Below are 18265 nucleotides of genomic sequence, written 5' to 3'. Positions count from 1 at the left end.
CTTATAAATTTCTGATGTTCGTTGTTGTTGTTTTGCAGATGCCGGAAGCGGGTACTGACCTCCTCTTCGCACGACCGGTTGTAATCGTTGATCCAGGTCAGTATTAATCTATAGGGCGGGGTCAACAAACGACCTTTTCGAAACACATGATTCCGTTATGGAATGAACTCCTTCCTTTTTTGCTCGGTATTTGCCCGTCATGTCCAAACGCCTGATGCCTTCGACCACCGCCCTTCAGTGCTTCGAAGCGGCCGCCCGCCACCTGAGTTTCACCCGCGCGGCCCAGGAACTGCACCTGACCCAGAGCGCCGTCAGCAAGCAGGTAGCGCAGCTCGAAGACATGCTGTCGCACTCGCTGTTCCAGCGCATTCGCCGGCGCCTGCACCTGACCCCGGCAGGCGCGCTGTACCTCACCGAAGTGAACAAGATCCTCACCCAGATCGACATTTCCAGCCGCTACATCCTCAGCTACGGCGACGAGACCGAAGTGCTGCGCATCGCCACACAGCCCACCTTCGGCGCACGCTGGCTGGTACCCCGGCTGAAGGGTTTTGGCGACCGCTACCCGCGCATTCACCTGGATATCCGCAACGAGCTGGAGCCGTTCGATCTGGTGCAGGCCAAGGCCGACATTGCGTTTTTCTTCGGCCAGGGCACCTGGCCCGGGGCAACCTGCATCGAGTTGTTCAGCGAGGAAGTGGTGCCGGTGTGCAGCCCGCAACTGCTGGCCAATTACCGTTTCGACAGTGCCCAGGCGCTGACCGAACACCGCCTGTTGCAGTGCGTGTCGCGCCCGGAGGCCTGGCACGAATGGTTCCTGGGGCTGGGGCTGCACAGCCAGAACAGCTACCACGGGCCCCGCTTCGACACGTTCTACCTGTGCATCCGCGCGGCCATTGCCGGCTGCGGCATCGCCCTGATTCCGCGCTACCTTGTGGCCGAAGAGCTGAGCGAGGGCAAGCTGGTGGTGGCCTGGGACCACCCGGTGGCGAGCAATGGCCGGCACTTCATCGCCCATGCCGAGCATGCGGCCGAAGTGCCCAAGGTCAGGGCCTTCGTGCAGTGGATTCGGGAGCGGGTGGCCGAGGGGGATTGATGCTGCCTGCATCGGCCTCTTCGCGGGCTTGCCCGCTCCCACAGGATCGCTGCAGGTTTGAACACTGTGCAGTACCTGTGGGAGCGGGCAAGCCCGCGAAGAGGCCGGCACAGGTAACAAAAAAATGGCGAGATCACGAATCCATGGAATGATCGCAATCGAATAATTCGTTTGCGGAATAACCTGCCAACACGCTTGGATAATAAGAAATTCGAACAAAGGTCCGCGTGCCCATGAACCAGGAAAGTATCAGCCAGTCCATTGCCATCGTTCATCCGATCACACTTTCCCATGGCCGCAATGCCGAAGTCTGGGACACCGACGGCAAACGTTACATCGACTTCGTCGGCGGTATCGGTGTACTCAACCTGGGCCACTGCAACCCGGCCGTGGTCGAGGCGATCCAGACCCAGGCCGCTCGCCTGACCCACTACGCCTTCAACGCAGCCCCCCACGGCCCATACCTGGCGCTGATGGAACAACTGAGCCAATTCGTACCAGTCAGCTACCCATTGGCCGGCATGCTCACCAACAGTGGCGCGGAAGCTGCGGAAAACGCCCTGAAAGTGGCCCGTGGTGCCACCGGAAAACGCGCCATCATTGCCTTCGACGGCGGCTTCCACGGTCGCACCCTGGCCACCCTGAACCTCAACGGCAAGGTCGCCCCGTACAAGCAGCGGGTCGGTGAACTGCCGGGGCCGGTTTATCACCTGCCCTACCCCAGCGCCGACACTGGGGTTACCTGCGAACAGGCCCTCAAGGCCATGGACCGCCTGTTCAGCGTCGAGCTGGCAGTGGAGGACGTGGCGGCGTTCATCTTCGAGCCGGTGCAGGGCGAAGGCGGCTTCCTCGCCCTTGACCCAGCTTTCGCCCAGGCCCTGCGCCGCTTCTGCGACGAGCGCGGCATCCTGATCATCATCGACGAGATCCAGTCGGGCTTCGGCCGCACCGGCCAGCGCTTCGCCTTCCCGCGCTTAGGGCTCGAGCCCGACCTGCTGCTATTGGCCAAGAGCATTGCCGGCGGCATGCCGCTGGGTGCAGTGGTCGGGCGCAAGGAGTTGATGGCAGCGCTGCCCAAAGGCGGCCTGGGTGGCACCTACTCTGGCAACCCGATCGCCTGCGCAGCGGCCCTGGCCAGCCTGGCGCAGATGACCGACGAGAACGTCGCTACCTGGGGTGAGCGCCAGGAGCAGGCAATCGTGCGCCGCTTCGAGCACTGGAAGGCCTCGGGCCTGAGCCCGTTCATCGGCCGCCTGACCGGCGTCGGCGCCATGCGCGGGATCGAATTCGTCAATGCCGACGGCAGCCCGGCACCGGCGCAACTGGCCAAGGTGATGGAAGCGGCGCGGGCCAAGGGCCTGTTGCTGATGCCGAGCGGCAAGGCGCGGCACATCATCCGCCTGCTGGCACCGCTGACCATCGAGGCCGAAGTGCTCGAGGAGGGCCTGGATATCCTCGAGCAGTGCCTGACCGAGCTGAACTGATACTTACAAACCCAGTTCTGCCGGAGTGAGCATGTCGGACTCGAAGGCAATCCAGCCGCCTTCGAGCTCGGCGTGGCCGTTGACGATCGGGCCGTAGTAGGTCAGGCCGTTCTCCAGGGTCACGCAGATGTGTGTGGCGTTCTTTTCGGGGGCTGCGAGCGTACCGACGAAATGCACCTTCTTCAGCGTTTCGGTCACCGCTTCCAGACCAACGCGCATGTTGGGGTTTTCCGAGGCCTCGGCGTCGCCGCCACGGTCTTCGGCGCTGACGGTGATGGTGGCGATGTACGGGTACTTGGTGCTCAAGCGGGGTTACCTCAGTGGGTGTGTAGGCGTATGGGCGCGTAGAGTACGGCAGGTGGTCTCTATTGTCTCTACTGGCCTCTTCGCGGGTAAACCCGCCCCACAGGGACCGCATGCGCAGTACCTGTGGGAGCGGGTTTACCCGCGAAGAGGCCGGGCCTGCAAAAGGTGATCTGAAGGGCCCGATCTGTTAGGGTGCCCGCCGATGCATGCCACACCACACGAGGATACCGAGTGAGCGCCGAAGAACCCCTGATCGCCGACCTGTTCGAAGTCGACAAACGCCTGTCCCTCAAGCCCGTGGTGGACTTCAACAGCTACCTGCGCAACGCCTTCGGCGAAGGCGCGTGCCGTTGCCATCGCTGCACCGAAGGTGGCGACCAAGGCACCTACAGCCACGCCCACACCTTCACCTTCGACGGCAGCCAATGGCACCGCCGCTTTGCCAGCACCTCCGGCAGCGACGTCGCCCAGGCCCTGAAAAAGGCCTGGCTGTCATACACCAAGGCCGATCTCAACCTGGTCGGCGCACTGGACCTGGCCACCCTCAAGACCTTCACAGAGGCTGCCCTGCACGCGCGCCTGCTGGCCCTGCTGCCTGCCAGCGGCCTGGCCCGCGAAGTGGATGGCCAGTGGCTGCTGCAAGCCCAGGCCGACTGACGGCCCGGCGGTAAAGCAGGATTCTCCCGTTCTGCTACCGTGGGAGAATCCGTTCATCCGCAGGTAGTCCGCCATGGCCCGTACAACGCCCATCGAGCTGTACCGCAATATCGGTATCGTCGCCCACGTGGACGCCGGCAAGACCACGACCACCGAGCGGATCCTGTTCTACACCGGGGTCAATCACAAGATGGGCGAAGTGCACGATGGTGCCGCGACCATGGACTGGATGGCCCAGGAGCAGGAGCGCGGCATCACCATCACTTCGGCGGCGACCACTGCCTTCTGGCAGGGCTCGACCAAGCAGTTCGCCCACAAGTACCGCTTCAACATCATCGACACCCCGGGCCACGTCGACTTCACCATCGAGGTGGAACGCTCGCTGCGCGTGCTCGATGGCGCGGTGGTGGTGTTCAGCGGCGCGGACGGGGTCGAACCTCAGTCCGAGACCGTATGGCGCCAGGCCAACAAGTACCACGTGCCCCGCCTTGCCTACATCAACAAGATGGACCGCCAGGGCGCCGACTTCCTGCGCGTGGTCAGGCAGATCGATCAGCGCCTGGGCCACCACCCGGTACCGATCCAGCTGGCGATCGGCAGCGAAGAGAACTTCATTGGCCAGATCGACCTGGTGAAGATGAAGGCGATCTACTGGAACGATGCCGACCAGGGCACCAGCTACCGCGAGGAAGACATCCCCGCCGAACTGCAGGCACTGGCCGACGAGTGGCGCGCGCACATGGTCGAGGCAGCGGCCGAGGCCGATGACGAACTGCTCACCAAGTTTCTCGAAGGCGAAGCGTTAAGCATCGAAGAGATCAAGGCCGGCCTGCGCAAACGCACCCTGAACAACGAGATCGTGCCGACCATCCTCGGCTCGTCGTTCAAGAACAAGGGCGTGCCGCTGATGCTCGACGCGGTCATCGACTACCTGCCCGCCCCGTCGGAGATCCCGGCCATCAAGGGCACCGACCCGGATGACGAAGAAAAGCACCTGGAGCGACACGCCGATGACAGCGAGCCGTTCTCGGCCCTGGCATTCAAGATCGCCACCGACCCGTTCGTCGGCACCCTGACCTTCGCCCGGGTCTACTCCGGCGTGCTCAGCTCCGGCAACGCGGTGCTCAACTCGGTCAAGGGCAAGAAGGAACGCATCGGTCGCATGGTGCAGATGCACGCCAACCAGCGCGCCGAAATCAAGGACGTGTGCGCCGGCGACATCGCCGCGCTGATCGGCATGAAGGACGTGACCACCGGCGACACCCTGTGCGACATGGACAAGCCGATCATCCTGGAGCGCATGGACTTCCCCGACCCGGTGATTTCCGTGGCGGTGGAGCCAAAGACCAAGGCCGACCAGGAAAAAATGGGCATAGCCCTGGGCAAGCTGGCCCAGGAAGACCCGTCATTCCGCGTGCGCACCGATGAGGAGACCGGCCAGACCATCATCTCGGGCATGGGCGAGTTGCACCTGGACATCATCGTCGACCGCATGCGCCGCGAGTTCAACGTCGAGGCCAACATCGGCAAACCGCAGGTGGCCTACCGCGAGAAAATCCGCAACACCTGCGAGATCGAGGGCCGCTTTGTCCGCCAGTCCGGTGGCCGAGGGCAGTACGGTCACTGCTGGATCCGCTTCGCCCCCGGCGACGAGGGCAAGGAAGGCCTGGAGTTCATCAACGAGATCGTTGGCGGCGTGGTACCACGCGAGTACATCCCGGCGATCCAGAAAGGCATCGAGGAGCAGATGAAGAACGGCGTGCTGGCCGGCTACCCGCTGATCAACCTGAAGGCGGCGGTGTACGACGGCTCGTACCACGATGTCGACTCGAACGAAATGGCCTACAAGATCGCCGCCTCGATGGCCACCAAGCAGCTGTCGCAGAAAGGTGGAGCGGTGTTGCTGGAGCCGGTGATGAAGGTGGAAGTGGTGACCCCGGAGGAGTACCAGGGTGACATCCTTGGCGACCTGAGCCGGCGCCGCGGGATGATTCAGGATGGTGATGAAACGCCGGCCGGCAAGGTGATCCGTGCCGAGGTACCGCTGGGCGAGATGTTCGGCTACGCCACCTCGATGCGCTCCATGACCCAGGGCCGGGCCAGCTTCTCGATGGAGTTCACCCGTTATGCCGAGGCACCGGCGAGCATTGCCGATGCCATCGTCAAGAAGAACCGCGGGGAATAGTTCATTCGCCTGTACCGGCCTCTTCGCGGCTAAAGCCGCTCCCACAGGGAATGCATAACACCTGTGGGAGCGGCTTTAGCCGCGAAGAGGCCGGTACAGGCAACAACCACTCTCAGTGCTGCTCCCCAGCCCGCTTCAGCAGCTTCTTGCATCGCTCGGACAGATGCACCACCCGCAACTGCTTGCCCGCCCTCGCATACCGCTCCCGCAAGGTCTTCAACGCCGCAATCGCCGAATAATCGACAAAGCTCAAATGCTGGCAGTCCAGGGTCACCTTGGCCGGGTCGTTAGCCGGGTCGAACTGGTTCAGGAACACCGTAGTCGAGGCAAAGAACAGTGTGCCGTGCACCTGGTAACGCTTGCCGCCCTCCCCATCCTCACGGCTATCGGCATACAGCTCCCGCGCATGCTGCCAGGCAAAGTTCACCGCCGCGATGACGATGCCGAACAGCACCGCCACCGCCAGGTCGGTGAACACCGTGACCACGGTCACCGCGATGATCGCCAGCACATCGCTGACCGGCACCTTGTGCAGCACCCGCAAAGACGCCCAGGCAAACGTCTGCTGCGCCACAACGAACATCACCCCGACCAGCGCCGCCAGCGGAATGCGCTCGATAAGCGGCGACAGGAACAACACGAACAGCAGGACCATCACCCCGGCCACCACGCCCGACAGCCGGCCGCGGCCATTGGAACTGAGGTTGATTACCGTCTGGCCGATCATCGCGCAGCCCCCCATGCCACCGCACAGGCCGGAAACCATGTTGGCCGCGCCCAGTGCCACGCACTCGCGGTCCGGGTAGCCACGGCTCTCGGTGATTTCATCGGTCAGGTTGAGCGTCAGCAGGGTTTCCAGCAGGCCGACCATGGCCATCAGCACCGCGTAGGGGGCGATGATCTTCAGGGTCTCGAGGTTCCACGGCACGTCTGGCAGGGCCAGCTGTGGCAGGCCACCGGCGATGCGCGCCATGTCGCCCAGGGTGCGGGTAGGCAGATCTAGCAGGTACACCAGCAAACCAACACCAAGGATCGCTACCAGCGCTGGCGGCACCGCACGGGTCAACTTCGGCAGCACATAGACCACCGTCATGGTCAGCGCCACCAGGCCGATCATCAGGTACAGCGGTACACCGCCTAGCCAGTGCCCGCCCTCCTTGAAGTGCTCCAGCTGGGCCATGGCGATGACGATAGCCAGGCCGTTGACGAAGCCGAGCATCACCGGGTATGGCACCAACCGCACCAGCTTGCCCAGGCGCAGCAAGCCGAACAGGATCATCACCACGCCGCCCAGCAAGACCGTGGCCAGCAGGTACTGCGCACCGTGCTGCACCACCAGCGCAACGATCACCACCGCCATCGAGCCGGCGGCACCGGAAATCATCCCCGGCCGACCACCGAACAGCGCCGTCAGGGTGCAGATGATGAAGGCGCCATACAGGCCCATCAGCGGGTTGAGGTGAGCCACCAGGGCAAAGGCGATGCACTCGGGCACCAGGGCGAACGAGGTGGTCAGGCCGGCGAGCACGTCGGCACGGAGTCGGGCGGGTTTCATGGGTATCCTGTGGTGCAGTCCGGATGGACAAATCGAAAACAAGCGGGCGCGATGTTACGGAATTTGTCCGGCAGCGGCCACCGTTCAGCGCACCCGCTCCCGGCTCTGCACTGCAAGGTCCAGGGCGCGCTGCATGTCCAGGCGCGCCGAACGCCCCAGGTCGGGGTGGTTCAGTTGGCCGCCACGCTCAGACGGCAGGATCGGCGCCGTCAGGTCCTCGGCGTCCATCGCTTCGAAATCCTGCTCGGCGCCCAGGGTCAAGGCGCTGCGTCGCAACAGCATGCGCACCTGTTCGGGGGTCAGGGCCGGGTTGATCGACAGCATCGTCGCCACGGTTGCAGTCACCAGCGGTGTTGCGTACGACGTGCCACAATGCGCAGCGCCCGCACCCGGGCGAATGCAGGCCGCCGCACTGACATCCACGCGCATGTCGATGTTGGAGCTATGACGCTTGCGCACATGGCCAGGGTGTTCGACCGCCACTGACTTGTCACTGCGCTGGTGCCCGCCCACCACCAGCAATTGTTCGGTGATGAACGACGATGGCAGGCGATATTCATCCGTACCCGACCAGGACGCACCATTACCCGCCGAGTTGACCACCACCACATCAGGGTGCTCGGCGCGCAGCCACAGGAAGAACTCCTCGAGCAGTTCCTCATAGCCACTCATGGCCAGCCCGGAACGCACCAGCGAATCGACTTCGTCACCTTTGACATCGCGCGCCCCTACCCGATGGATGCCCCAGCTCCAGTTCAACACCCGCACCCCATCCTCGACCAGGTTCACCGATGCAGCGATATTGGCGGTGATACCGGCATCCGAGTTGCGCTCGACAATCACCTCGAAGCCAGGACTGTGCTTGCCCAGCCTTGGCAAAAAGCCTTCATCCTGGTTCGCCAGGATACCGGCCACATGGCTGCCGTGACTGCCTGGGCGGTCATCGTCGCGCGCATACAGGCACGTCTGCGCCTGCTCGCAGCGCCCTCGATAATGGCTGAACCCTGGCGCGTCGAAGTCCACCTCTCGCTCGATCACCCCGACCCGCACCGGTTGCACCGGCAAGCTGGAAGCGGCAATTCGCCGCTGGTAGTAATACAGCGCGTCCATGAAGCGGTTGGCGGCCCATTCATCCGCCTGATCGATGGCCTGGGCATCGCGTCCGCTGCCTTCCTCGCCACGCTCCGGGGCAGACTCCTCGACAATCACTGCATCCACGCTGACTTCACTGCCCATGCGCAGGATCATCGCGTCGCGCTGCACCAGGTCGCCCACTGGCAAGCGCAACTGGTAGACATTCAGCGGCGGTATGGTACCCACGACCTGGGCGCCGTACTTCGCGGCGATCCGTCGGGCTTCGCCGTAGCCATCATGTTTTTCCTCGATCAAAAGGCTTACCAGGTCCACATAGGTGGTGAGGCCATCCATGTTCTTCGCCACTTCATCAGGCCCGGCGGCCACAACATGGCTGCGCTGGCGGGTGAGCCAAACCGGGTTGCTGGTGCGCTCGCCGTCTTCCAGCCACAGCGGAGCACTGCGCAGGGCTTGTTCCGCCAATTTGAGCGTAAGCCGGTCACCGTGCCGCTCGAAATCGGCTGTCGGCAGCCGCGCATCACCGAGCCAGACCGTCGGCAGCTGCGCCCCTAGCCCCTCGGCGCGCAGGCACCATTGCTGCTGGCCATCGCCAAGCAGGTCGCCGCAACGCTGCAGCTGCTTGATGCGCAACGAATCAGCTGCAGCCTGGGCACCAAGGCTGCAAAGCCACAACAACAGGATCAGACCACGCTTCATGCCATCAGCCCCACTCACTCCCTGTGAATGCGACTGACGGGAAAGATCAAAGGTTCAGCCATGGCGGACAGCCGTCTCGCCCCAGGTGCTTTGGTAGCCACTTCCCCATCATCGACATGATCCAGACCCGGCAGGAAGTCAGTAAATTTGCCATCATGTCCATTCCACCTGCGGAGATCATGGACATGCCGCTACGCCCCCTATTCGCCGCCTTGCTGCTGGCCGCCAGCCTCACCGCCCAGGCCGCCACCGAGGTATTGCCGCTACAACACCGCAGCAGCGCCGAACTGCTGCCCGCCGCCCAGGCGTTCATTGGCAAGGATGGCACGGTCAGCGCCTTCGAGAACAAGCTGATCGTCAACGCCAGCCCCGAGCGCATCGACGACCTGCGCACCCTGCTGCAACAGCTGGACACCGCACCCAAGCGCCTGCTGATCAGCGTCGACAACAACGACAGCAACTTCCAGGACAACCGTGGCAACGCACGTGTCATCCACTACGGCACCAGCAACCGTGACGGCGGCCTGCAGCAGATTCAGGCCAGCGAAGGCCAGCCGGCGCTGATCCAGGTTGGCCAGAGCATCCCGATCACCAGCACCAGCACCGACGGCTACGGACGCATCCAGAGCAACACCGAATACCGCAACGTGACCCAGGGTTTCTATGTCACCCCCACCTTGAGTGGTGACACGGTTCGTCTGCAAATAAGCACCAATAATGATCGCATCAGCCAGGAACGTGCTGATGTAGTGAAAGTGCAAAGTACCGACACGACAATCACCGGCAAGCTCGGAGAATGGATCACCCTGGCGGGCTACAACCAGCAGAGTCAAGCCGACCGTAGCGCGTCAAGCCATAGTTACAGCACCCAACGGGGTGAAAACATGACTTTGCGTGTCAAAGTCGACCTTCTCGACTGATCCCAGGCAATTCAAGGCCTCGACCAAAGGCCTTGAAACTGACTGCCAAGTCGCATTAGACCAAAGATGTAGTAAGTGAAAAAAACCACTACAAAACATTTGACAGGGTCTTTTTCCCAAGGGCATGATGGCCTCGCTCCCGCTAATCAGGGGCCCTGGCAAGGGCCTTCGAGGCGCGCTCCTCCCACCCCTGGAGGCGTCTCGTGTCTATACGGCCCACAAGGCGGTTCGACGGGATTGCGACTGCAACGAAGAAGTTGTCCCGAGGGACGGAAGCGCATCACCGCAGTAACGGCAATCGCGTAGCACCGCAGCAAGGCAACCACGAGCCGACCTGCCGGAGCACCCTTTCGCCCAGCCTGCACACCCTTCCCCTTCGAGCCTTCGCGTTCGCCGCCGCACTCCTGCGAACAGGACAGCCGCCAGCTCCTGATCTGCTCCGAGCATCAGCACAATTACCCCAAGATCGATGCGACGAGGTTTATTTCCATGGCACTGACACGCGAACAGCAAATTGCAGCCCTCGAGAAAGACTGGGCCGAGAACCCGCGCTGGAAAGGCGTGACCCGTACCTACACCGCCGCTGATGTCGTTCGCCTGCGTGGCTCCCTGCAGCCGGAGCACACCCTGGCCCGCCTGGGTGCAGAAAAACTGTGGAAGCTGGTCACCGAAGGTGCCCACCCGTCCTTCCGCCCAGAAAAAGATTTCGTCAACTGCATGGGCGCCCTGACCGGCGGCCAGGCAGTGCAGCAGGTAAAGGCCGGCATCCAGGCCATCTACCTGTCCGGCTGGCAGGTTGCCGCCGACAACAACTCGGCCGAGTCCATGTACCCTGACCAGTCGCTGTACCCGGTCGACTCGGTACCGACCGTGGTCAAGCGCATCAACAACGCCTTCCGCCGCGCCGACCAGATCCAGTGGAAAGCCGGCAAGAACCCGGGCGACGATGGCTACATCGACTACTTCGCACCGATCGTGGCCGACGCCGAAGCCGGTTTCGGTGGCGTACTCAACGCCTATGAGCTGATGAAGAACATGATCGAAGCAGGCGCCGCCGGCGTGCACTTCGAAGACCAGCTGGCCTCGGTGAAAAAATGCGGCCACATGGGTGGCAAGGTGCTGGTACCGACCCAGGAAGCCGTGCAAAAGCTGGTGGCCGCGCGCCTGGCAGCTGACGTATCGGGCGTGCCGACCATCATTTTGGCCCGTACCGACGCCAACGCCGCCGACCTGCTGACCAGCGACTGCGACCCGTACGACCAGCCGTTCGTGATTGGCGAGCGCACCCGTGAAGGCTTCTACAAGGTACGCGCCGGCCTCGACCAGGCTATCGCTCGTGGCCTGGCCTACGCACCGTACGCCGACCTGATCTGGTGCGAAACCGCCAAGCCGGACCTGGACGAAGCCCGCCGCTTCGCCGAAGCGATCAAGAAGGAGTACCCGGACCAGATCCTGTCGTACAACTGCTCGCCTTCCTTCAACTGGAAGAAGAACCTGGACGACGCGACCATCGCCAAGTTCCAGCGCGAGCTGTCGGCAATGGGCTACAAGCACCAGTTCATCACCCTGGCCGGCATCCACAACATGTGGCACGGCATGTTCAACCTGGCGCACGACTACGCCCGCAACGACATGACCGCCTACGTGAAGCTGCAGGAGCAGGAATTCGCTGACGCCAACAAAGGCTACACCTTCGTGGCGCACCAGCAGGAAGTGGGCACTGGCTATTTCGACGACATGACCACCGTGATCCAGGGTGGCGCATCGTCGGTGACTGCACTGACCGGTTCGACCGAGGAAGAGCAGTTCCACTGATAGTGGGTTGCTGTTGAAGAAAGGCCCGGGGCTTGCTGAAGCCCCGGGCCTTTCTTTTTGGTCTGTACCACACCTATCAGGAATACACCGAACCTGTAGGAGCGGCCTTGTGTCGCGAAAGGGCTGCAAAGCAGCCCCAGCATTTTTTGCCTCGATGCTTAAATCCCGGGGCCGCTCTGCGGCCCTTTCGCGACACAAGGCCGCTCCTACAAAGCAATTCAGTTCGCGAACGTAACCCTTCAATTCCACAGAGACTGTGCAAGTGTTGAAGACTGTGGTGATCCTGTGGGAGCGGGTTTACCCGCGAAGAGGCCCGCCCAGACAACACCTCATTCAAGCCTCAGTGCAATGTCCGAGGCTCAGCAGGCATCTGCACCTGAATCAATGCAGACTCAAGCAAAGCCCGCAGTACCTCAAGCTCATGCATCGAGATCATCATCAGGATCACAATCAGGTCTATGCTTGTGGCAGCCCAGCAGCAAGGACCGTCCATGCCCCGTCCAAGCCACCTGACCACAATCGCCCTGGTCGCCGCCGCCTTCTATATATATGCACTGGCCAGCGACAACCCCCTGCTCGCCCTGCTGGCCAAACCGATCCCGGTACTGGCCCTGATCGCCTGGCTGCGCAGTGCTCCCGACAAACCTTATCGCCGCTGGATCACCCTAGGCCTGGCATTCTCGGTACTCGGCGACATCCTGCTGGCCATCCCCGCTGACCTGTTCGTGTTTAGCCTGGCCGCCTTCCTCTGCGCCCACCTGGCTTACCTGCGCGCCTATTGCAGCCAGACCCTGCGCCCAGCCCTGCCCGCACTGCTGCTGAGCGCCATCACCGGCATCACTCTGCTCGGCGTGCTGGTCAGCCACGGTCTCGGCCCGCTACTGATCCCGGTCGTGCTCTATGCCTTGGCCATCAGCGCCATGCTCTGGCGCGCCCTGGCCTGTGGCGGGCTCGCCGCGCTCGGCGCCTGCCTGTTCGTGCTCTCCGACAGCCTGATCGGTATCGACCGCTTCGTCAGCCCGTTCGCCGCCGCGCCGTACCTGATCATCCTCACCTACTGGCTCGGCCAGTGGGCGATCGCTTCATCAGCCAGTCATCACTCAATCGATAAAGAATTGACCCAGAGCGGTACGAGCGGTGTCGAACGGTGCTAGAACAGACGTTTTTCACATTTGCAAGTAGAGGGAATCGCCAGATGAACTTTACAAGGCGCAGAACAGAAGAAATATCAGGTCTCAGGCCAAATGATATTAATTATCATTACGAAACTTGCAATTCGTTACCCGCCGCAAGAAACATAATTAACAAAAACGCGCGCAATGCCCGAATATCAAGGCTTTCAGCCAGTTAGACGCAGGTTTTGTACTTAATCCTACGAATAATTTTGCGACAGAAATTTTACTTGCACGGGGTTTACCCATAAAATCAGCGCGATTGATTCAGCTGCGACATTTGGTCACTGCATGTGCGACACCAGGTCGCCGCTCTACACTTATTTCAGACTGCAGAGCTGGGTCTCTGTATAAGGATCTCTAGCATGTCCGATTCGGCAGGACTCATCGCCCACAACTGGGGCTTTGCCATCTTCCTCCTAGGTGTCGTCGGCCTGTGCGCCTTCATGCTCGGCCTGTCCAGCCTGCTCGGTAGCAAGGCCTGGGGTCGCGCCAAGAACGAACCCTTCGAATCCGGCATGCTGCCCGTCGGCAGCGCCCGCCTGCGCCTGTCCGCCAAATTCTATCTGGTCGCGATGCTGTTCGTGATCTTCGATATCGAAGCCCTCTTTCTCTTTGCATGGTCTGTGTCCGTCCGCGAAAGCGGCTGGACCGGATTCGTCGAAGCACTCGTTTTCATAGCAATTCTGTTGGCTGGTCTTGTCTACCTATGGCGCGTCGGGGCACTTGATTGGGCTCCCGAAGGTCGCCGCAAGCGGCAAGCGAAGCTGAAACAATGAGGCTTTGGCATGCAATACAATCTCACCAGAATCGATCCGGATGCGCCCAACGAGCAGTACCCGGTCGGTGAACGGGAAACCGTCACCGACCAACTGCTGGAGGACCAGGTCCACAAGAACATCTTCATGGGCAAGCTTGAAGATGTGCTGCGTGGCGCGGTCAACTGGGGTCGCAAGAACTCCCTCTGGCCGTACAACTTCGGCCTGTCCTGCTGCTACGTGGAAATGACCACGGCCTTCACGGCACCCCACGACATCGCCCGCTTCGGCGCCGAAGTCATCCGGGCCTCGCCGCGTCAGGCCGACTTCATGGTCATCGCCGGTACCTGCTTCGTCAAAATGGCGCCGATCATCCAGCGCCTGTACGAGCAGATGCTCGAACCGAAATGGGTCATCTCCATGGGTTCGTGCGCCAACTCCGGCGGCATGTACGACATCTACTCGGTCGTTCAGGGGGTCGACAAGTTCCTCCCCGTGGACGTCTATGTGCCTGGCTGCCCGCCACGCCCTGAGGCTTTCCTGCAAGGCTTGATGCTGCTGCAGGAGTCGATCGGCCAAGAACGACGCCCGCTTTCCTGGGTTGTTGGTGATCAAGGTATTTACCGTGCCGAGATGCCAGCCCAGAAAGACCTGCGTCGTGAGCAGCGCATTGCAGTAACCAACCTGCGCAGCCCCGACGAAGTCTGATCCAGCTACCTGCCGCCCGCTCCCCTGGAGCCGGCGGCCTGGCTTCATTCTTAACGTTGACCCAAAGCGACCGAGACCATGACAGCGGACAACGCTATTTTCATTCCGCCCTACAAGGCTGACGACCAGGATGTGGTCGTCGAACTGCATAACCGTTTTGGCGCCGAAGCATTCGTCGCCCAGGAAACCCGCACCGGCATGCCCGTGCTGTGGGTCAAGCGCGAGCAGCTCAAGGAAGTGCTCAGCTTCCTGCGCGGCGTGGCCAAACCGTACAGCATGCTGTACGACCTGCACGGCGTCGACGAGCGCCTGCGCACCCAGCGTCGCGGCCTGCCAGCCGCCGACTTCAGCGTGTTCTACCACCTGCTGTCGATCGAGCGTAACAGCGATGTGATGATCAAGGTGTCGCTCAGCGAAGGCGATCTGAACCTGCCGACCGTGACCGGTATCTGGCCGAACGCCAACTGGTACGAGCGCGAAGTCTGGGACATGTTCGGCATCGACTTTGCCGGCCACCCGCACCTCAGCCGCATCATGATGCCGCCCACCTGGGAAGGCCACCCTCTGCGCAAGGACTACCCGGCCCGCGCCACCGAGTTCGATCCCTACAGCCTGACCCTGGCCAAGCAGCAGCTTGAAGAGGAATCGGCACGCTTCAACCCGGAAGCCTGGGGCATGAAGCGCCAGGGCGCGAACGAGGACTACATGTTCCTCAACCTCGGCCCCAACCACCCTTCCGCGCACGGTGCCTTCCGTATTGTCCTGCAGCTGGACGGCGAAGAGATCGTCGACTGCGTACCGGACATCGGCTACCACCACCGTGGCGCCGAGAAAATGGCCGAACGCCAATCCTGGCACAGCTTCATCCCCTACACCGACCGTATCGACTATCTCGGCGGGGTGATGAACAACCTGCCGTACGTGCTCGCGGTCGAGAAGCTGGCCGGCATCAAGGTGCCACAGAAGGTCGACACCATCCGCGTGATGCTGGCCGAGTTCTTCCGTATCACCAGCCACCTGCTGTTCCTGGGTACCTACATCCAGGACGTCGGCGCCATGACCCCGGTGTTCTTCACCTTCACCGACCGCCAGCGCGCCTACACCGTGATCGAAGCGATTACCGGTTTCCGCCTGCACCCGGCCTGGTACCGCATCGGTGGCGTCGCCCACGACCTGCCGCGCGGCTGGGACAAGCTGGTCAAGGACTTCGTCGAATGGCTGCCCAAGCGCCTCGACGAGTACGAAAAGGCCGCCCTGCAGAACAGCATCCTCAAGGGCCGTACCATCGGCGTTGCTGCGTACAACACCAAGGAAGCGCTGGCCTGGGGTACCACCGGTGCCGGCCTGCGTGCCACCGGTTGCGACTTCGACCTACGCAAAGCCCGGCCCTACTCCGGCTACGAGAACTTCGAGTTCGAAGTACCGCTGGCCCACAACGGCGATGCCTACGATCGCTGCATGGTCCGTGTCGAGGAGATGCGCCAGAGTATCCGCATCATCGACCAGTGCCTGCGCAACATGCCGGAAGGCCCGTACAAGGCGGATCATCCGCTGACCACGCCGCCGCCGAAAGAGCGCACCCTGCAGCACATCGAAACCCTGATCACGCACTTCCTGCAAGTCTCGTGGGGCCCGGTCATGCCGGCCAACGAGTCGTTCCAGATGATCGAGGCGACCAAGGGCATCAACAGTTACTACCTGACGAGCGATGGCGGCACCATGAGCTACCGCACCCGGATCCGTACCCCGAGCTACCCGCACCTGCAGCAGATCCCTTCGGTGATCAAAGGCAGCATGGTCGCCGACCTCATTGCGTACCTGGGCAGTATCGACTTCGTTATGGCTGACGTGGACCGCTAAGCATGAACAGCACGCTTATCCAGACAGACCGTTTCGCCCTGAGCGAAACCGAGCGCTCGGCCATCGAGCACGAAATGCATCACTACGAGGACCCGCGCGCGGCGTCCATCGAAGCCCTGAAGATCGTCCAGAAGGAACGTGGCTGGGTGCCGGACGGCGCCATTCACGCCATCGGCGAAGTACTGGGCATCCCGGCCAGCGACGTCGAAGGTGTCGCCACCTTCTACAGCCAGATCTTCCGTCAGCCGGTCGGCCGCCACATCATCCGCGTGTGCGACAGCATGGTCTGCTACATCGGCGGCCATGAATCCGTGGTCAGCCAGATCCAGAGCGAACTGGGCATCGGCCTGGGCCAGACCACCGCCGACGGGCGCTTCACCCTGCTGCCGGTATGCTGCCTGGGCAACTGCGACAAGGCCCCGGCGCTGATGATCGACGACGACACTTTCGGTGACGTGCAGCCGGCTGGCGTTTCCAAACTGCTGGAGGGTTACGTATGACCATTACTTCCTTCGGCCCGGCCAACCGCATCGCGCGCACGGCCGAAACCCACCCGCTGACCTGGCGCCTGCGTGACGACGGCGAGCCGGTCTGGCTTGCCGAGTACGAATCGAAGAACGGCTACGCTGCCGCCCGCAAGGCGCTGGCGCAAATGTCGGCCGACGACATCGTGCAAAGCGTCAAGGACTCCGGCCTCAAGGGCCGCGGTGGTGCAGGCTTCCCCACTGGCGTGAAGTGGGGCCTGATGCCCAAAGACGAATCCATGAACATCCGCTACCTGCTGTGCAATGCGGACGAAATGGAGCCGAACACCTGGAAGGACCGCATGCTGATGGAGCAACAGCCCCATCTGCTGGTCGAGGGCATGCTGATCAGCGCCCGCGCCCTGAAGGCCTACCGTGGCTACATCTTCCTGCGTGGCGAATACACCACCGCAGCGAAGAACCTCAACCGCGCCATCGAGGAAGCCAAGGCCGCCGGCCTGCTGGGCAAGAACATCCTCGGCAGCGGTTTCGATTTCGAGCTGTTCGTGCACACCGGTGCCGGCCGCTACATCTGCGGTGAAGAAACCGCACTGATCAACTCGCTGGAAGGCCGTCGCGCCAACCCGCGCTCCAAGCCGCCCTTCCCTGCCGCCGTTGGCGTGTGGGGCAAGCCGACTTGCGTGAACAACGTCGAAACCCTGTGCAACGTCCCGGCCATCGTCGCCAACGGCAACGACTGGTACAAGTCGCTGGCCCGCGAAGGCAGCGAAGACCACGGCACCAAGCTTATGGGCTTCTCTGGCAAGGTGAAGAACCCGGGCCTGTGGGAATTGCCGTTCGGCGTGACCGCCCGCGAACTGTTCGAGGATTATGCCGGCGGCATGCGCGACGGCTTCAAGCTCAAGTGCTGGCAGCCAGGCGGCGCCGGTACCGGCTTCCTGCTGCCCGAGCACCTCGACGCGCAGATGTACGCCGGCGGCATCGCCAAGGTCGGCACCCGCATGGGTACCGGTCTGGCCATGGCGGTGGACGACAGCATCAACATGGTTTCGCTGCTGCGCAACATGGAAGAGTTCTTTGCCCGCGAGTCGTGCGGCTGGTGCACCCCATGCCGTGACGGCCTGCCGTGGAGCGTGAAGATGCTGCGCGCACTGGAAAAAGGTCAGGGCCGCGCCGAAGACATCGAGACGCTGCTGGGCCTGGTCAACTTCCTCGGCCCTGGCCGTACCTTCTGTGCTCATGCACCGGGTGCCGTCGAGCCGCTGGGCAGTGCCATCAAATACTTCCGGTCCGAGTTCGAGGCCGGTGTCGCTCCCGCTGCGGCTGGCGATGCCCTGCGCCCCAACCTGGCCAAGCCGATCGTGGTCGGCGCATAACAAGATGATTGAGGCGGGTGGTCCGTGCCACTCGCCAGCTTGCCGGCAGGCCCGAGAAATCGTGGCGTGTCGCAAGCTCACCGATTTCCATTAGCCA

Annotated in this window: 15 protein-coding genes; 12 read left to right on the top strand and 3 right to left on the bottom strand. The window is 62.4% G+C overall.

What is annotated here, in order from left to right:
* The first annotated feature begins 199 nt into the window (after window positions 1-199).
* Window positions 200-1096: a transcriptional regulator GcvA gene (gcvA, locus tag IRZ77_RS17205; RefSeq protein WP_046615600.1), complete on the top strand. Its 897-nt coding sequence runs from the start codon at window positions 200-202 to the stop codon at window positions 1094-1096.
* 233 nt (window positions 1097-1329) lie between these two features.
* Window positions 1330-2580: a 2-aminoadipate transaminase gene (locus tag IRZ77_RS17200; RefSeq protein WP_085599530.1), complete on the top strand. Its 1251-nt coding sequence runs from the start codon at window positions 1330-1332 to the stop codon at window positions 2578-2580.
* 3 nt (window positions 2581-2583) lie between these two features.
* On the opposite strand, the gene IRZ77_RS17195 is transcribed toward IRZ77_RS17200, so the two are convergent.
* On the bottom strand, window positions 2584-2886 hold the full coding sequence (locus IRZ77_RS17195; RefSeq protein WP_015271046.1) for a hypothetical protein: 303 nt from the start codon (window positions 2884-2886) through the stop codon (window positions 2584-2586).
* Between the two features lie 231 nt (window positions 2887-3117).
* Between IRZ77_RS17195 and IRZ77_RS17190 the strand changes: the two genes are divergently transcribed.
* On the top strand, window positions 3118-3543 hold the full coding sequence (locus IRZ77_RS17190; protein WP_108480801.1) for a hypothetical protein: 426 nt from the start codon (window positions 3118-3120) through the stop codon (window positions 3541-3543).
* 73 nt (window positions 3544-3616) lie between these two features.
* On the top strand, window positions 3617-5728 hold the full coding sequence (gene fusA / locus IRZ77_RS17185; protein ID WP_046615596.1) for an elongation factor G: 2112 nt from the start codon (window positions 3617-3619) through the stop codon (window positions 5726-5728).
* A 112-nt stretch (window positions 5729-5840) separates the two neighbouring features.
* Here the strand turns inward: fusA and IRZ77_RS17180 are convergent, their stop codons facing one another.
* Window positions 5841-7283, bottom strand: coding sequence for a SulP family inorganic anion transporter (locus tag IRZ77_RS17180; protein ID WP_108480800.1), 1443 nt, complete (start codon window positions 7281-7283; stop codon window positions 5841-5843).
* Window positions 7284-7367: 84 nt separating this feature from the next.
* A complete protein-coding gene (locus IRZ77_RS17175; protein ID WP_135002400.1) occupies window positions 7368-9074 on the bottom strand; it encodes a S8/S53 family peptidase in 1707 nt (568 codons plus the stop codon).
* Between the two features lie 155 nt (window positions 9075-9229).
* On the opposite strand from IRZ77_RS17175, the gene IRZ77_RS17170 reads away from it, so the two are divergent.
* The 8 genes from IRZ77_RS17170 (at window position 9230) to nuoF (ending at window position 18168) form a co-directional block, all read left to right on the top strand.
* Complete coding sequence (locus IRZ77_RS17170) at window positions 9230-9994, top strand: secretin N-terminal domain-containing protein (RefSeq protein ID WP_173015139.1); 765 nt, start codon at window positions 9230-9232, stop codon at window positions 9992-9994.
* Between the two features lie 489 nt (window positions 9995-10483).
* The gene (gene aceA, locus IRZ77_RS17165; RefSeq protein ID WP_013973380.1) at window positions 10484-11809 is read left to right on the top strand and encodes an isocitrate lyase; all 1326 of its coding nucleotides are present in this window, start codon (window positions 10484-10486) and stop codon (window positions 11807-11809) included.
* A 491-nt stretch (window positions 11810-12300) separates the two neighbouring features.
* Window positions 12301-12963 carry a lysoplasmalogenase gene (locus IRZ77_RS17160; protein ID WP_173015138.1) on the top strand — a complete coding sequence of 221 codons (663 nt, stop codon included), beginning with the start codon at window positions 12301-12303 and terminating at the stop codon, window positions 12961-12963.
* Between the two features lie 383 nt (window positions 12964-13346).
* Window positions 13347-13760, top strand: a complete 414-nt coding sequence (locus tag IRZ77_RS17155) for an NADH-quinone oxidoreductase subunit A (protein ID WP_003251427.1) — start codon at window positions 13347-13349, stop codon at window positions 13758-13760.
* Window positions 13761-13769: 9 nt separating this feature from the next.
* On the top strand, window positions 13770-14447 hold the full coding sequence (locus tag IRZ77_RS17150; protein ID WP_003251429.1) for a NuoB/complex I 20 kDa subunit family protein: 678 nt from the start codon (window positions 13770-13772) through the stop codon (window positions 14445-14447).
* A gap of 78 nt (window positions 14448-14525) precedes the next feature.
* Window positions 14526-16307 (top strand): NADH-quinone oxidoreductase subunit C/D, encoded by a 1782-nt coding sequence (gene nuoC, locus IRZ77_RS17145; protein ID WP_013973384.1) that lies wholly within the window; start codon window positions 14526-14528, stop codon window positions 16305-16307.
* Between the two features lie 2 nt (window positions 16308-16309).
* The gene (gene nuoE / locus IRZ77_RS17140; protein ID WP_003251433.1) at window positions 16310-16807 is read left to right on the top strand and encodes an NADH-quinone oxidoreductase subunit NuoE; all 498 of its coding nucleotides are present in this window, start codon (window positions 16310-16312) and stop codon (window positions 16805-16807) included.
* Window positions 16804-18168 carry an NADH-quinone oxidoreductase subunit NuoF gene (gene nuoF / locus IRZ77_RS17135; RefSeq protein ID WP_085602199.1) on the top strand — a complete coding sequence of 455 codons (1365 nt, stop codon included), beginning with the start codon at window positions 16804-16806 and terminating at the stop codon, window positions 18166-18168. Before nuoE ends, nuoF begins: the two co-directional genes overlap by 4 nt.
* Window positions 18169-18265: the final 97 nt, after the last annotated feature.

It is taken from the genome of Pseudomonas pudica, assembly GCF_015680405.1.
Classification (GTDB): Bacteria; Pseudomonadota; Gammaproteobacteria; order Pseudomonadales; family Pseudomonadaceae; genus Aquipseudomonas; species Aquipseudomonas pudica.
Note: the sequence above shows the minus strand (reverse complement) of the source record. Positions and strands in the feature narration are given on the sequence as shown.

Coding starts and splice junctions, on each gene's coding strand:
- IRZ77_RS17175 (WP_135002400.1), bottom strand. CDS start 9,074: ATGAAGCGTGGTCTGATCCTGTTGTTGTGGCTTTGCAGCCTTGGTGCC.
- IRZ77_RS17150 (WP_003251429.1), top strand. CDS start 13,770: ATGCAATACAATCTCACCAGAATCGATCCGGATGCGCCCAACGAGCAG.
- nuoE (WP_003251433.1), top strand. CDS start 16,310: ATGAACAGCACGCTTATCCAGACAGACCGTTTCGCCCTGAGCGAAACC.
- IRZ77_RS17160 (WP_173015138.1), top strand. CDS start 12,301: ATGCCCCGTCCAAGCCACCTGACCACAATCGCCCTGGTCGCCGCCGCC.
- nuoC (WP_013973384.1), top strand. CDS start 14,526: ATGACAGCGGACAACGCTATTTTCATTCCGCCCTACAAGGCTGACGAC.
- gcvA (WP_046615600.1), top strand. CDS start 200: ATGTCCAAACGCCTGATGCCTTCGACCACCGCCCTTCAGTGCTTCGAA.
- IRZ77_RS17170 (WP_173015139.1), top strand. CDS start 9,230: ATGTCCATTCCACCTGCGGAGATCATGGACATGCCGCTACGCCCCCTA.
- IRZ77_RS17200 (WP_085599530.1), top strand. CDS start 1,330: ATGAACCAGGAAAGTATCAGCCAGTCCATTGCCATCGTTCATCCGATC.
- nuoF (WP_085602199.1), top strand. CDS start 16,804: ATGACCATTACTTCCTTCGGCCCGGCCAACCGCATCGCGCGCACGGCC.
- aceA (WP_013973380.1), top strand. CDS start 10,484: ATGGCACTGACACGCGAACAGCAAATTGCAGCCCTCGAGAAAGACTGG.
- IRZ77_RS17155 (WP_003251427.1), top strand. CDS start 13,347: ATGTCCGATTCGGCAGGACTCATCGCCCACAACTGGGGCTTTGCCATC.
- fusA (WP_046615596.1), top strand. CDS start 3,617: ATGGCCCGTACAACGCCCATCGAGCTGTACCGCAATATCGGTATCGTC.
- IRZ77_RS17180 (WP_108480800.1), bottom strand. CDS start 7,283: ATGAAACCCGCCCGACTCCGTGCCGACGTGCTCGCCGGCCTGACCACC.